This window comes from Telluria sp. ZB4P37 (genome assembly GCF_059685855.1).
Window position 1 is genome coordinate 1 of sequence record NZ_JCASID010000003.1, and the last position, 14713, is coordinate 14713.

The following is a 14713-nucleotide window of genomic DNA, read 5'->3' on the forward strand; positions in this document are numbered from 1 at the left end:
TGCCGAATGGTTCTGACTCGCCCAAGCCAAGGTGCTGCGGTGAACTTTACTGGTGCACAGCCGGCGGTGATGCATGCCATGGCTATTGAAACCCAGCTCGAGTGTGCGCAAACTGGAAGCACCACTCAGTTGCGCATACATCATTGCAAGCAAGTGATCCCACTGACGGAAACGCTTGCAACCTTTATCGGCATGATGCCGCTCGACGCACCGATTGAACACGGCACGCGGCAACCCCTTTAAAACGGCGTGAAAAGTGGTTATCGTAGACATGGTTGCGGGTTTAGGTTTGTGAGCGTGAGAACTCGGGGTTTTTACAACCCTAAACCTTTACCTGCAACCCCCTCCCGATACCCTTCAGCAACTCATCTTCGGTAGCCCCTGGCAACTCATCTGCCACTTATCTTGGACAGCAGTGCGCCTGCGCGGGGAACCCAAGTTTATTGAAGCTGCCAACAGCGCCAGCCGCATTACACAACCGGCTCCGGCATCAGTTACCGGTCAACCCCCGACGCTCCAACAACGGCTGCACCTGCGCATCACGCCCGCTGAAATTGCGGTACATCTGCATCGCATCGATCGTGCCGCCGCGCGACAGCAGGGTCTTGCGGAAGTGGTCGCCGTTCTTGCGGGTCAGGCCGCCGTGCTCCTTGAACCAGTTGACCGTGTCCGCGTCCAGCTTCTCGGCCCACAGATAGCCATAGTAGCCGGCCGAATAGCCTCCCGAGAAGGTGTGCGAGAAGTAGGTGGTGCGGTAGCGCGGCGGCACCATCGCGAAGTCCGCGCCGGCCTTCTTCAGCGCGTCAGCCTCGAAGGCCAGCACGTCGGTCGGGATCTGGCTCGGCGACAGCTGGTGCCAGGCCTGGTCCAGCAGCGACGCGGCCAGGTATTCGGTGGTGCGGAAGCCTTCGTTGAACTGCTGCGAAGCCTGCACCTTGTCGAGCAGTTCCTTTGGCATTGGCGCGCCGGTCTGGTAGTGCTTGGCGTAGTTGCCGAGCACTTCCGGGTAGGCCATCCACATCTCGTTGACCTGCGACGGGAACTCGACGTAGTCGCGCGGCACGCGCGAGCCCGAGAAGCGTGGGTATTTCACGTCCGAGAACATGCCGTGCAGCGCGTGGCCGAACTCGTGGAAGGTGGTGCGCACTTCGTCGTAGGTCAGCAGCGTCGGCTCGCCGGCGGCCGGCTTGGCGATGTTCAGGTTGTTGGCGATGACCGGCTTGGTGCCCATCAATTTGCTCTGTGCGACCAGGGCATTGGCCCAGGCGCCGCCGCGCTTGATCGGGCGCGCGTACGGATCGAAGGTGAAGATGGCGAGCTGCTTGCCGTCGTGGTCGAACACGTCGAAGGTGCGCACGTCTTCGCTGTAGGTCGGCAGGTCCTTGCGCTCCTTGAAGGTCAGGCCGAATTCCTTGTTGGCGGCGAAGAACACGCCGTCCACCAGCACGCGGTTCAGTTCGAAATAAGGGCGCAGCTGGCCGGCATCAAAGGCGTATTTCGCCGCGCGCACCTTGTCGCTGTAGAAGGCCCAGTCGTGGGCGGCGGCCCGGAAACCGCCTTTTTCCGCGTCGATCACTTTCTGGATCTCGGCCGCTTCCTTGCGTGCGTTGTTCACGGCCGGCTTGGCGAATTCGGCCAGCAGGCTGTTGACGGCGCCGGTGGTCTTCGCGGTCTGGTCTTCCAGGTTGTAGGCGGCGTGGTTCGGGTAGCCCAGCAGCGTGGCGCGCTCGGCGCGCAGCTTGGCCAGCTTCAGCACGACCTCGCGGTTGTCGAATTCACCGCCGCGCGAGCCGCGCGCCAGCGAAGCAGCCAGCAGTTTTTCGCGGGTGGCGCGGTTGGTCAGCACCGACAGGCCGGCCTGCTGGGTGGTGTTCACGACCGGAATCGCGAACTTGCCTTCCATGCCGCGCTTTTTGGCTTCAAGAGCGGCGGCGTCGATCTGCTTGTCCGACATGCCGGCCAGCTCGGCGCGGGTGTCGACGATCAGCGCCGAGGCGTTGGCTTCCTTCAGCACGTTCTGCGCGAACTGGGTCGACAGCGCGGCCAGCGCGCCGTTCATCGCCTTGAGCTTTTGCTTGTCGGCGTCGGACAGCTTGGCGCCGGCGCGCACGAAGTCGGTGTGGTAGCGCTCGACCAGATACTGAGATTCTGCATCCAGGCCCAGCTTGGTGCGCTTGTCATACAGTGCCTTCACGCGTGCGTACAGTTTTGGGTTCAGGCGGATTGCGTCACTGTGGGCCGACAGCTTCGGCGCCAGGTCCTTGTCGAGGGCGATCAGGGTGTCGTTGGTGTATGAGCCGGTCAGGGTGTTGAAGACGATGCCGACGCGATTCAGCAGCTGGCCCGAACGCTCCATCGCGACGATGGTGTTGTCAAAGGTCGGCGCGGCCTTGTTGTTGGCGATCTTTTCGATCTCGAACGCCTGCTGGCGCATGCCTTCGGCGTAGGCCGGGGCGAAGTGCTCGTTCTTGATCTTGTCGAAGGCCGGGTACTGGAACGGCAGGGTGCTCTGTTTCGCGAACGGGTTCGACGCTTCGAGCATCGAGGCCGGGGCGGCATAGGCCAGGTTGGCGGCAACGCTGGCGGCGGCGACCAGCAGGATATGTGAACGGTTCATGGTGTCTCGTTATGTGGGTAGTAAGGACAACACGCCGTCCCGTTCTGCCGCTCGTGGCGGCAGGAAGGGGCGGCGCAGGGGATCAGTTACCGGTCAGGCCACGGCGTTCCAGCAGCGGCTCGATGACCGGGTCGCGGCCGCGGAAGTTGCGGAACAGGTCCATCGCATCGGCCGTGCCGCCGCGCGACAGCAGGGTCTTGCGGAAGTGGTCGCCGTTCTTGCGCGACAAGCCACCGTTCTGCATGAACCACTGGACGGTGTCGGCGTCGAGCTTCTCGCTCCACAGGTAGGCATAGTAGCCGGCCGAATAGCCGCCGTTCATCGAATGCGAGAAATAGGTCGTGCGGTAGCGCGGCGGCACCGGCGCAAAGTCCACGCCCGCATCCTTCAGGGCCTTGGCTTCGAAGGACAGCACATCCTTCGGGATCTGCATAGGGGTGAGCTGGTGCCAGCGCTGGTCGAGCAGCGACGCGGCCAGGTATTCGGTGGTCATGTAGCCCTGGTTGAACTTTTTAGAGGCGACCACCTTGTCGAGCAGTTCTTTCGGCATCGGCGCACCGCTCTGGTGGTGCCTGGCGTAGTTGGATAAAACCTCAGGCCAGATCGCCCACATCTCGTTGACCTGCGACGGATACTCGACGAAGTCGCGTGGCACGCTGGTGCCCGAGAAGTGCGGGTATTTCACGTTCGAGAACATGCCGTGCAGCGCGTGGCCGAACTCGTGGAAGGCGGTGCGCACTTCGTCGTAGGTCAGCAGGGTCGGCTCGCCTTTTGGCGGCTTCGGGATGTTCAGGTGGTTGCCCACCACCGGCTTCTTGCCCAGCAGGTGCGACTGCGAGACGTATTCGTTCATCCAGGCGCCGCCCTGCTTGTTGCCACGGGCGTAAGGGTCGAAGATGAAGATCGCCAGCTGCTTGCCGTCCGCATCGATGACGTCGAAGGTGCGCACGTCCGGGTCGTACACCGGCAGGTCCTTGCGTTCCTTGAAGGTGATACCGTATTCCTTGGTCGCGGCGAAGAACACACCGTCGACCAGCACGCGGTTCAGTTCGAAGTACGGGCGCAGCTGGTTCTCGTCGAAGTTGTATTTGGCGGCGCGCACCTTGTCCTGGTAGAGCGGCCAGTCGTAGCTCGCCACCTGGAAGCCGCCCTTGTTGGCGTCGATGACCTTCTGGATTTCTGCTGCTTCCTTGCGCGCGTTGTTCACGGCCGGCTTGGCCAGTTCGGCCAGCAGCTTGTTGACGGCGGCCGGGTTCTTGGCGGTTTCCAGTTCCTGCGAATACGCCGCATAGTTCGGGTAGCCCAGCAGCACGGCGCGTTCGGCGCGCAGCTTGGCCAGGCGCAGCACCAGTTCGCGGGTGTCGAACTCGCCGCCGCGGCTGCCGCGGCCCAGCGACGCCGCCATCAGGCGCTCGCGCGTGCTGCGGTTGGTCAGCGTGGCCAGCGGCGGCTGGCTGCTGGTGTTGACGATGGCGATCGCGTACTTGCCCTTCAGGCCGCGCTTGTCGGCTTCCGCCGCGGCGGCGTTGATCTCGGCGTCCGAAAAGCCGGCCAGCTCCGCACGGGAATCGACGATCAGCGCCGACGCATTGGCTTCCTTCAGCACGCGCTGCGAGAATTCCGACTGCAGCGAGGCGATCTCGCCGTTGTACTTTTTCAGCTTCTCTTTGTTGGCGGCGGACAGGTTGGCGCCCGCGCGCACGAACTCCTTGTACACGCGCTCGAGCAGGTGCTTGGATTCGGCGTCCAGGCCCAGCGTGGCGCGCTTGTCGTGCAGGGTCTTCACGCGCCGGAACAGGGCCGGGTTCAGGTAGATGGTGTCGTTGTGCGCAGCCAGCTTCGGCGACATCTCGCGGTCCACCGCGTCGAGCGTGTCGTTGGTGTTCGCGGTCTGCAGGTTCGAGAAGGTGGCGGCCACGCGCGAGAGCATCTCGCCGGAGCGTTCCATCGCCACGATGGTGTTCTCAAAACCAGGCGCCGATTTGCTGGTGGCGATCGCGTTGATCTCCGCCAGGTGTTCGGCCATGCCGGCCGCGTACGCAGGCAGGAAGTGCTCGTTCTTGATCTTGTCGAAGGCCGGGTAGTTCAGCGGCAGGCTGCTGGGCTGGGCAAACGGGTTGGAAGCGTCAAGCCTGGGTGCGGCAGGCGCCGCGATCGCTGCATGCGCGAGCGCGAGGCTGGCGGCAACGATGAGCAGATTTGGTCGGTTCATGAGATCTTTCACGGACTCTTGGGAGGGAGCTGCCGGACGTGCTCGACAGCCGTTGCGCGAAGATCATAGCAGGCTTGGTCGCATGACGTCACAAGAAAGCGTATGTATGCAGGAGCGTATTGACGCCCGTATTGACGCCCGCGGCAAGCTCCGGATGGCGCTTACTGGGTCCGTGTTAGCATCGCCCCTACCCTCTTCTTCGGCCAATGGATTCCCTCATCGAACGACCCTTTGATGCGATCGTCGTCGGCACCGGTCCCGGCGGCGCCAGCACTGCGCGCGAACTGGCGCGTGCCGGCGCGCGCGTGCTCATCCTCGAGCAGGGCAGCGCAGCGCCGCTGGCCGGCACCTTGACGCAGATGGCCACCATGGCGCTGCCCGGTAAAGGCGCCTGGCTGCACCGCGACGCGTCGCTGCTGGTATCCGGCACGGCCCTGGGCGGCAGCTCGGCGCTGAACTTCGCCACCGCTGCCGCGCCCCCGCTGGCGACCTTCGCGGCCCACGGCATCGACCTGGCGCCGGCCTTGGCCGCGCTGCGCGCCGAACTGCCGCTGGCGCCGCTGCCGGACAGCCTGGTCGGCCCGATGGCGGCGCGCATCATGGGGGCCGCGCGCGGCGCCGGCTTCGACTGGCAAAAACTCGACAAGATGATCCGCCCCGAGGCCTGCCGCAGCGGCTGCTGGCGCTGCGTGTACGGCTGCCCCTACGGTGCCAAATGGAGTGCGCGCGACTTCGTCGAGCAGGCCTGCGGCGACGGCGCCGTGCTGTTCGACCGCAGCCGGGTACTGCGCGTGCTGATGGAAGACGGACGGGCCGCCGGGGTCGAGCTGCTGCGCGCCGGCGCCGTGCAGGTCGCCCGTGCGCCGCTGGTGGTGCTGTCCGGCGGCGGCATCGGCAGCCCGCGCCTGCTGCACGCGTCCGGCCTGGGGCCGCACCATGCGCCCTTCTTCAGCGACCCGGTGGTGGCGGTGATGGGCAGCGTCGATGATCTGGGCGATGGCATCGGCGGCGCCGAAGTGCCGATGGCGGCCGGCGCCAGCTTCCATGAAGACGGCGTCACGCTGGCCGACCTGACGCTGCCGCGCCCGATGTTCCAGGCCTTCGCGCTGCAGGCCGGCCGCATCGACCGCCTGGGAGCGCACCGGCACACGCTGAGCATCATGGTGAAGATCCGCGACGAAGTCGGCGGCGCGGTGGGGCCGCGCTGGGTGGACAAGCGGCTTACGCCGGGCGACCGGGCGCGCCTGGTCAAGGGTGTCGATATGGCGCGCGCGATTTTGCGGGAGGCTGGTGCGCGCCGCGTGTTCGCCACTCACCATTTCGCCGCGCATCCGGGGGGCAGCGTGCCGATCGGTGCCAGCGTCGACAGCGACCTGCGTGCGGCGCCGGGTGTGTACGTGTGCGATGCGTCGGTGATACCGGGGGCGTGGGGATTGCCGCCGACACTGACCTTGCTATGCTTGGGGAAGCGGCTGGGGGAAGCCTTGGGGCGGGATGCTGTGATTGCGCGATGAAGCGAGCGCCGGTTGGACGCGCGGGATAATCCGGGCCAGTGGCCCGGATTACGAGCCGCCCAAGTACGCCGGCCGATCAGTAATGCGGGGGACGTTCGTTGACCGGCCCCTGGCGGCTGGTCTGCAGGTTGCGGACGTGCTCCGCCAGCGCGGCCACCATCGCTTCGAGCTTGTCGATGCGGCGGCCTTGCTGGTAGATGGTCTGGTTCAAGGTCTCGACCAGGTCTTCCTGGTGCGCGACCTTGATCTCGATGTCGACGAAACGGTCTTCCTGGCTCACGGCATACTCCGGCGTAAAGCCGGCATTATGCCAGCCTGGCTTACGGCGCGCCCCACGGCGTATAATCGATACCGGTACTGATGGTACCGATCACCTGTGCCTGGTTCTCGAAGCCTTCGCTGAATTCCATCAGGATCTGCTCGCGGCTGCTGTCGACGATGCGTCCGACCCAGTATTCGTAACCGGCTGCATCCGGTGCGCGGTCGAGGATGTTCATGTACAGCTTGTTGAGGAACTCGCCGTTGCTCGGGTTCGCGCCGTATTGCTGGACGAATTCCGGCTGGTTGGTGATGAACTCCTTCGCCACCTGCAGCAGGCTGGTGCCGTGTTCCATGCGGTCCATCCAGTAGCCCATGCCGGTTTTGTCCGATGGACGGCCATAGACGGCTTCGTACAGGCGGTAGACCTTGCCGGCGATGCCGTCGATATCGATGGCCTTGTAACCGTCGGAGAACTGGATGCGCTCGACGTCGATCAGCGCGTCCTTGCCATCGGTGCCGGATTTGGCGGTGACGGTATAGCCCCAGATGCCACGTGCGACCGTGTAATTGGCGGCGCTGCCCGCGTAGACCGCGGTGTCCACGCCGGCGCCGCCGTCGATGGCGTTGTCGCCCCCGCCGACGTTGAACTTGTCGTTGCCGCCGGTGCCGGTCTGGTTGGCGTTGCTCGCCACCGTGAAGTTCATGCGGGTGGTGGCGCTCGTGGCGTTGTCGGCGATGTCCACCGAGGCGGCGCTGACGACATAGCTGCCGTTGGGCAGCGGGGTGGAATCAATGCTCCACTTGCCGTCGCCGCCCACGGTCGCGCGACCGATTTCAATGGCTTTGTTGACATGTACCAGCACGATGCTGGTGCCGACTTCGCCGGTGCCCGAGAACACGGGCTTGTTGCCGCCCTGGTCCAGCGAGAAGGTATTGGTCGGGGCGGTCGGCGCCTTGCTGTCGACATTGAAGGTATCGAGCGGGCTGAAGGCCGAGGTATTGCCCGAGGTATCGGTGGCGGTCGCGTAGACCTGGTAATTCGTGCCGTCCGCCAGGGCATTGCCGACCACCCGGAACACGCCGTTGGCGCCGGCCGTGGTGGTGGCGATGACATTCCCGCCGAGATAGATCTTCACGGTGGAGCCGGCTTCTGCGACGCCGGTAATCAGCGGGGTGTTGCCGGTGGTGTAGCCGTTGGCGTTCTTGGTCACGGCGAAGGTCGGCGCTGCCGGTGCGGTCGCATCGACCACTGCCGCGCGCTGGACGGTCATGTCCGCAAAGCGCAGCTGCTCGATGGACAGCAGGGTGTCGACGCCTTCCGACGCGCTGGCGACCGTGAGGCTGCCGTCTGCATTGCCGCTGATGTTGTAGTTGCTACGCGCGCCCATAAAGACCGCCGTATCGTTGCCATTGCCGCCATTGATCACGTCATTTCCTCCATTGCCCTGCAGGGTGTCATTGAAAGCGGTACCTGTCAGCGTTTCGGAGCTGCTGGTACCGGTGAGATAGACCGCGTTGGTCGGAGCGTTGAAGCCAAGCGCGCCGCCCAATCCGTCGCCGCCGTAGATCCAGTTCAGCGCAGCCACGTCGTACTGGCTGAAATCGGCGTGGTTGATCGCGTGGTTGGTGTACGTCATGATGGTATTGCCTGCATTGTCCAGCGCAGCAGGCAGGACGATGTCGCCTTCGAAGGGATGCTTCAGGCCCAGTGCGTGGCCCAGTTCGTGCAGCAGGGTCTCGTAGCCTTCCGAGCCCGGCGTCAGGTCGCGGTTGCGCGCGCGCCACTCGGCATTGTCGAGATAGACCCAGGCGTCGGCGTCGTATTTGGTGACTTCGTTGGTCGACGGGTTGTAGTTATAGCCGCCCCTCCAGCTGCACAGGCCGACGGTGTTGCTGGACTCGATGTTCGCATTGCACAGGTGAATTTGCGCGGCATCGCCATCGGCTGTTTCAATGAAGTTAATACCGGTGATCGTGCGCAGGTCGTTCAGCGCGATGCGCACGCTGTTCTGCTGCGCCAGCGTGAAGGCTTCCTGCCCGGTGCGTCCAGCTTCGTTACCCGAAGCAATCGAGAAGGTGTAATACAGGGTATTCGCCGGCAGGCCGGTAATGTAATTCCAATGCGGTCCCGTATCGAGCAATGCGTCGATGTATTGCTGTCCAGAGAGGGGTACATTCGTCAGATCCGCTACCGTTGCCATACCAAAGCCTTTGTAAACTATCAAGTAAGTTGCTGCTGAGTTTCCTCGTCCCAGAAGTATTTCTTCTGGGACAAGAGAAGTCAAATGAGAATTCAATCGTGCGCAGGTCTTGCCAAGCGTTTAAGGCTTCTGCGCAACGGAATGGGAAGCTGCGGTAACAGATGCTTACAATTTAGGCGTCGCCAGCAGTGCTTTCAGGCTAGCCAGCCGTTCTTTCGGCGTGATGACTTCGGTTTCCTTCGGGGGGGCATCGCCGACGTCGAGCGCCATCTCCTTGATGAAGCGCGAGGGCTCGCAGTGCACCAGTTCGCCGGCGCGCTTGCGTTTCTTGCACCAGGTCAGACGCAGGGTGCGCTGGGCGCGCGTGATGCCCACATACATCAGGCGCCGCTCTTCCTGGATGCGCGCGGCGATGATTTCCACCGGCGCATCCGGGTCGCCCTTGTGCGGCAAGATGCCCTCTTCCACACCCACCAGGAACACGTGCGGGTATTCCAGGCCTTTCGAGGCGTGCAGGGTCGACATGCGCACCGCGTCCTGCTCCTCGTCCTGGCCCTCAAGCATCGACATCAGGGCCACCATCTGGGTCAGCTCGAGCAGGTTCTTCTCTTCGCCGTCGCGGTCGCGCCCGCCGCGGCCGCGTTCCTTCAGCCAGTTGGTGAACTCGAGCACGTTCTGCCACTTGGCCTGGGCCGCGCGGTCGTCGAAGTTCTCATATAAATAGTGTTCGTAATTGATCTCTTTCATCATGTCGTCGAGCACCTCGGCGGCATTGTCGCCGCTGCCCGACGGGCCCGGCCGCGTGGCGCGGTCTTCCAGGCCGTTCATGAAATAGCAAAACCCCCGCAGCGGTTGCAACTGGCGCTCGGCCAGCTTGGCCTCCAGGCCGCCTTTTTGCGCCGCCTCGAACAGCGAGCAGTTCCACTGCTTGGAAAATTCGCCCAGCACCTCGAGCGTGGCCATGCCGACCCCGCGCTTCGGAGTTGTCACCGCGCGGATAAAGGCCGGGTCGTCATCCTGGTTGGCGATCAGGCGCAGGTAGGCGATGACGTCCTTGATCTCGGCCTTGTCGAAAAAGCTCTGGCCGCCCGACATCGTGTACGGGATGCGCTCCTTGCGCAGCGACTGCTCGATCACGCGGGCCTGGTGGTTGCCACGGTACAAAATTGCGTAGTCGGCCCACTTGTTCTTGCGCTGGAAGTGGTCGGCCGAGATCATGATCGTCACCTGCTCGGCTTCCTGCTCGTCGCTCTGCATGCCCAGCACCTCGATCGGCTCGCCCAGGCCGTGCTCGGACCAGAGCGACTTCTCGAACAGCTTCGGGTTGTTGCCGATGACGGCATTGGCCGCCTGCAGGATGCGGGTGGTGGAGCGGTAGTTCTGCTCGAGTTTGATGACGCGCAGGTCAGGGAAATCGGTCTGCAGGGTTTTCAGGTTTTCGACGGACGCGCCGCGCCAGGCGTAGATCGCCTGGTCGTCGTCGCCCACGGCCGTGAACATCGGTTTCTTGCCGATGCCCGTCACCAGCAGTTTCACGAGCTCGTATTGGCAGGTGTTGGTGTCCTGGTATTCGTCCATCAACAGGTAGCGCAGGCGGCGCTGCCAGCGGTCGCGGATCGATTCGTTGTTGCGGAACAGCTCCACCGGCAGGCGGATCAGGTCGTCGAAGTCCACCGCCTGGTAGGCCTGCAGGGTCGCCAGGTAGCTGCGGTAGACGCGCGCCGACATGGCTTCGTCCTCGTCTTTTGCTTCGCGAATCGCGTCTTCCGGGTCGACCAGGCCGTTCTTCCACAGCGAGATCGCATTCTGGATGCGGCGGATTTCCTGCTTGTCGGTGGTAAGCGCCAGGTCGGAGACGATGGTGTAGCAGTCGTCGCTGTCCATGATCGAGAACTTGTCCTTCAGGCCGACGCCGGCCGCCTCCTGGCGCAAGATCTTGACGCCCAGCGAGTGGAAGGTGGACACCGTGAGCTGCTTGGCCTGTTTCGGCTGCTTGAGCAGCTTGGCGATGCGCTCCTGCATCTCGAGCGCTGCCTTGTTGGTAAAGGTCAGGGCGGCAATCGTGCGCGGATCGTAGCCGCGGTCTTCGATCATGTACGCGATTTTCTGCGTAATGACGCGGGTTTTTCCCGAACCGGCGCCCGCCAGCACCAGGCACGGGCCGTCCAGATAAAGCACGGCTTCGCTTTGCGGCCCGTTGAGGCCGAATTTTGGTGCGTTGGACATGGGAAAGTTTCTGCAGGATGGCCGGGTATTGTAACGATGAGTTGTCCGCCGCGCTAAAATGGCTTCATGAAAAAACTGCTGCTCATCCTGTTTGCAACACTGCTCGCGCTGCCGGCCACGGCCGCGCCGCTGCTGGTGGCGGCGGCCAGCGACCTGGCGTATTGCATCGACGAGCTGGCGGCTGCTTTCCGCAAGGAAGCCCCGGAGGCCGAGATCAAGATCTCTACTGGCGCTTCCGGCAACTTTTTTGCCCAGATCCGCAACGGCGCGCCCTTCCATGTCTTCCTGTCGGCCGACATGATGTATCCGACCCAGCTGGCCAAGCTCGGGGCGGCCGACGGCGCTACCTTGCGCCCCTATGCGATCGGCCGCATCGTGCTGTGGAGCACGGATGCGCGTTTCGATGTCAGCCAGGGCTTGCCCCTGCTGCGCGATGCGCGGGTGAAGCGCATCGCCATCGGCAACCCGGACACCGCCCCCTATGGCCGCGCCGCGAAAGCCGTCCTGGTGCGCGACAAATTATGGGAGGCCGTGCAGCCGCGCCTCGTGATCGGCGAGAACATCGCGCAGGCGGCGCAGTTCGTCCAGACCGGCAACGCCCAACTGGGCATCGTATCGCTGGCCACCGTGCGCTCGCCCAGGATGGCGGGCGTAGGCCGCTACCACCTGATCAGCGATGCGGGCGTCGCGCCAATCGAGCAGGGCGCCATCGTCACCGCGGTGGGCGCCAAATCACCGCAGGCGGCGCGCTTCGTACGCTTCCTCGGTACACCAACAGCGCGCGCCATCCTCGAGCGCCACGGCTTCGGCCTGCCACCTGCCTTGGAAGACTGAGTTGGGGAGCGTTGCCTTCGCCCCCGAGCTGTGGACCGCGCTCGCGCTGACGCTGCGCCTGTCGCTGGTGACCTCGCTGGTGCTGCTGGCGATTGCCATCCCGCTCGCCAACTGGCTCAACACCAGCCGGATGCGCGGCGTCCTGTTCATCGAAACCCTGGTCAGCCTGCCGATCGTGCTGCCGCCGACCGTGATCGGCTTTTATCTCCTGATGCTGATGGCGCCGCAGCGCCCAGTCGGCGCGGCCTGGCTGTCGGTGTTCGGCCACCCGCTGCCCTTTTCGTTCGCGGGCCTGGTGGCCGGCTCGGTCATCTACAGCCTCCCCTTCGCGGTGCAGCCGATCCAGTCGGCCTTCCGCCACGTCAGCCGCGACCTCGTGCAGTCGGCGCTGGCGCTGGGCCTCACACGCCGCCAGGCCTTCTTCTCGGTGGTGCTGCCGCTGTCGCGCAACGGCATCTATACCGGCCTGTCGCTCAGCTTCGCCCACACGATGGGCGAGTTCGGCGTCGTGCTGATGTTAGGCGGAAACATCCCGGGCCAGACCCGGGTCGCCTCGATCGCGCTCTACGACGAGGCGCAAAAGCTCAACTACGAGGCGGCGCATGCGTATGCGCTGGTGCTGCTGGTGATCTCGTTCGTGATCCTGGCCGCGATCGCCTTCTTCCAGCGCAAGCAGCATGCTTCGCTGCTGGGTAACTGACCCCGGCAATAACCAGCACCGGCGCGACGCCCGGGCCTGCAATCGGGTACCATCTCGCCCTTGCGGCGCGCGAGCGCCGGCGCTTTTTTGGACACCCGCACCATGAAATTTGAACATCTCATCCAGATCAACGATCCGCTCAACCCGCTGGTCGACACCCTCACCATCGAGCAGCTATGGCGCGGCCTGGTGCTGCGCGCGGAGTCGCCCAAGCTGTTCGTGCCGCACCTGGACGAATGCCAGATCGGCGAGCGCACCAGCGGCAGCTTCGCGCGCCGCCTGCGCTACGGCGACCTGGTGATCGACGACGTCGTGCACATGATGCCCCTGCAGGAAGTGCGCTTCGAGGTGCCGGCACAGGGCGAGATTGCGGCATCGAGCCTGAAGATGACCATCGAGACCCCGACCAATGCCATGCTGCTGGTGCGCTTCACCTACGACGACGGCCAGGGCGAGCACACCGACGAAGTCAACAAGATGTACGACGATTTCAAGCGCTCGGCCTACCAGGAAGCGGATATCGATACGGTGCGGATCCTGCGCCAGCTGGCCAGCGAAGGTAAGCTGGATGCGAGCTATCTGAACTGACGTCCATGCGCGGCTTATCGGCGGATTGGCCCGCTCGCGCATGAATCGACTGTTGGCTCCAAGACCGTCGCCACGGCGAAGGCCGGGGCCCAAGTTCGTTGACATCCCGCGGCCGGAACTATGTCCCCGGTTCGCTATCGGCCGCATCGATCTCGCTCTCGCCCTTGGTCAGGCAGTGCGCCAGGTCGCGCAGCGCCGTGCGCACGCCCTCCTCGATCACCGGGTGATAGAACGGCATCTCCAGCATCTGGTCCACCGTCATGCGCATCTGGCAGGCCCATGACAGCGTGTGCGCCAGGTGCTCGGCGCGCGGCGCGATCATCTCGGCGCCCAGGAAACGGCGCGAGCCGTATTCCGCATACACCCGCAGCATCCCCTTGTTCTGCAACATCACCCGGCTGCGGCCCTGGTTCGCAAACGACACCGAGCCGACCGCGAACTTGCGCTTGCCGCCCTCGCACAGGCTGCGGTAATTCGCGCCGAGCGTGGCGATATTCGGTTCGGTGAAGGCCACGGCGATCGGCGTGCGGCGCAGGCCTGGACGCACGTCCGGGTAGCGGCCCGCATTGTCGCCGGCGATCTTGCCGTGGTCGGCCGCATCGTGCAGCAGCGGGCGCTCGTTGTTGGCATCGCCCGCGATGAAGATATGGCTGCTCCCGCACTGCATCGTGCGTGCATCGAACAGGGGAATGCCATCCTTGCCGCGCTCGATGCCGGTTTCTTCCAGGCCGATCCCGTGCACGTTCGGCGTGCGCCCGGCCGCCATCAGCACGAACTGGAAGCGTTCGGTGTTTTCCTTGCCGAGGGCGTCGCTGACGGTCAGCGCCACCTCGTCGCCATCCTGCACGGCGCGCACCACCTTCGACTGGAACTGGATGTCGAGTTCCTCGTTCAGCACGCGGCCGGCTTCACGCAGTACCTCGGGGTCGGTGATGTGGGCAATGCTGCCGCCGCGCGCATAGAACTTGACGCGCACGCCGAGCCGGCCCAGGGCCTGGCCCAGCTCCAGCCCGATCACGCCGGTCCCGATCACGGCCACTGATTGCGGCAGGTCGTCCCAGTAAAACACGTCGTCGCTGGTGACGATGCCGGGGCCGACGTTCTCCAGTTCGGGCAGGCGCAGCGGCGTGGAACCGGTGGCGATCACGATGCGCGCCGCGGTGATCTCGGTATGGTCGTCCACGACCAGCGTATGCGGGCCGGTGAAGCGCGCATGGCCGCGCAGCTTGTCTTCGTCGGGGAAGGAGTCCACGCCTTCGAGCACGAAACCGACGAAGCGGTCGCGCTCGCGCTTCACCCGCTCCATGACCGCCGGCCCATCGATGCGGACTGCGCCCGCATGCACGCCGAAGGGAGCGGAATGCTGCATCGCATGCGCCGCCTCGGCGGCTGCGATGAGCAGCTTGCTCGGCATGCAGCCGACCCGCGCGCAGGTGGTGCCGTACTGGCCGCCCTCGATCACCACGGCGCGCGCGCCCTGCGCCCTGGCGGCGCGATAAGCCGTCATGCCGGCCGTGCCGGTGCCGATGACGGCGACGTCCACGATCAGTTTGTTCATCG

At 64.5% G+C, this 14713-nt stretch carries 11 protein-coding genes; 4 read left to right on the forward strand and 7 right to left on the reverse strand.

The genetic code is table 11. The annotated features are described in order from the left end of the window. The 3 genes from AC56K1_RS07320 to AC56K1_RS07330 all read right to left on the reverse strand — a co-directional run. Window positions 1-273 (reverse strand): DUF4372 domain-containing protein (locus AC56K1_RS07320; RefSeq protein WP_497157191.1); only part of this gene is annotated, 273 nt, incomplete at its 3' end. 217 nt (window positions 274-490) lie between these two features. Continuing rightward, the gene (locus AC56K1_RS07325; RefSeq protein ID WP_497157192.1) at window positions 491-2617 is read right to left on the reverse strand and encodes a M3 family metallopeptidase; all 2127 of its coding nucleotides are present in this window, start codon (window positions 2615-2617) and stop codon (window positions 491-493) included. An 82-nt stretch (window positions 2618-2699) separates the two neighbouring features. Then, the gene (locus AC56K1_RS07330; protein WP_497157193.1) at window positions 2700-4829 is read right to left on the reverse strand and encodes a M3 family metallopeptidase; all 2130 of its coding nucleotides are present in this window, start codon (window positions 4827-4829) and stop codon (window positions 2700-2702) included. A gap of 206 nt (window positions 4830-5035) precedes the next feature. Here AC56K1_RS07330 and AC56K1_RS07335 point away from each other — a divergent pair, with 206 nt between their 5' ends. Beyond that, window positions 5036-6343: a GMC family oxidoreductase N-terminal domain-containing protein gene (locus AC56K1_RS07335; protein ID WP_497157194.1), complete on the forward strand. Its 1308-nt coding sequence runs from the start codon at window positions 5036-5038 to the stop codon at window positions 6341-6343. 76 nt (window positions 6344-6419) lie between these two features. Here the strand turns inward: AC56K1_RS07335 and AC56K1_RS07340 are convergent, their stop codons facing one another. The 3 genes from AC56K1_RS07340 to AC56K1_RS07350 form a co-directional block, all read right to left on the reverse strand. Next, entirely contained in the window at window positions 6420-6623 is a 204-nt protein-coding gene (locus tag AC56K1_RS07340) for a SlyX family protein (RefSeq protein WP_497129180.1), read from the reverse strand. A gap of 40 nt (window positions 6624-6663) precedes the next feature. Beyond that, window positions 6664-8805: a DUF4214 domain-containing protein gene (locus AC56K1_RS07345; protein WP_497157195.1), complete on the reverse strand. Its 2142-nt coding sequence runs from the start codon at window positions 8803-8805 to the stop codon at window positions 6664-6666. A gap of 165 nt (window positions 8806-8970) precedes the next feature. Beyond that, window positions 8971-11031 carry a UvrD-helicase domain-containing protein gene (locus AC56K1_RS07350; RefSeq protein WP_497157196.1) on the reverse strand — a complete coding sequence of 687 codons (2061 nt, stop codon included), beginning with the start codon at window positions 11029-11031 and terminating at the stop codon, window positions 8971-8973. 66 nt (window positions 11032-11097) lie between these two features. Between AC56K1_RS07350 and modA the strand changes: the two genes are divergently transcribed. From modA to AC56K1_RS07365, 3 genes are all read left to right on the forward strand, one after another. Beyond that, window positions 11098-11865 (forward strand): molybdate ABC transporter substrate-binding protein, encoded by a 768-nt coding sequence (modA, locus tag AC56K1_RS07355; protein WP_497157197.1) that lies wholly within the window; start codon window positions 11098-11100, stop codon window positions 11863-11865. 1 nt (window position 11866) lies between these two features. After that, the gene (modB, locus tag AC56K1_RS07360; RefSeq protein WP_497157198.1) at window positions 11867-12565 is read left to right on the forward strand and encodes a molybdate ABC transporter permease subunit; all 699 of its coding nucleotides are present in this window, start codon (window positions 11867-11869) and stop codon (window positions 12563-12565) included. Between the two features lie 102 nt (window positions 12566-12667). Beyond that, on the forward strand, window positions 12668-13153 hold the full coding sequence (locus tag AC56K1_RS07365; protein ID WP_497157199.1) for an SRPBCC family protein: 486 nt from the start codon (window positions 12668-12670) through the stop codon (window positions 13151-13153). Window positions 13154-13271: 118 nt separating this feature from the next. On the opposite strand, the gene AC56K1_RS07370 is transcribed toward AC56K1_RS07365, so the two are convergent. Beyond that, window positions 13272-14711: a dihydrolipoyl dehydrogenase gene (locus AC56K1_RS07370; protein ID WP_497157200.1), complete on the reverse strand. Its 1440-nt coding sequence runs from the start codon at window positions 14709-14711 to the stop codon at window positions 13272-13274. Window positions 14712-14713: the final 2 nt, after the last annotated feature.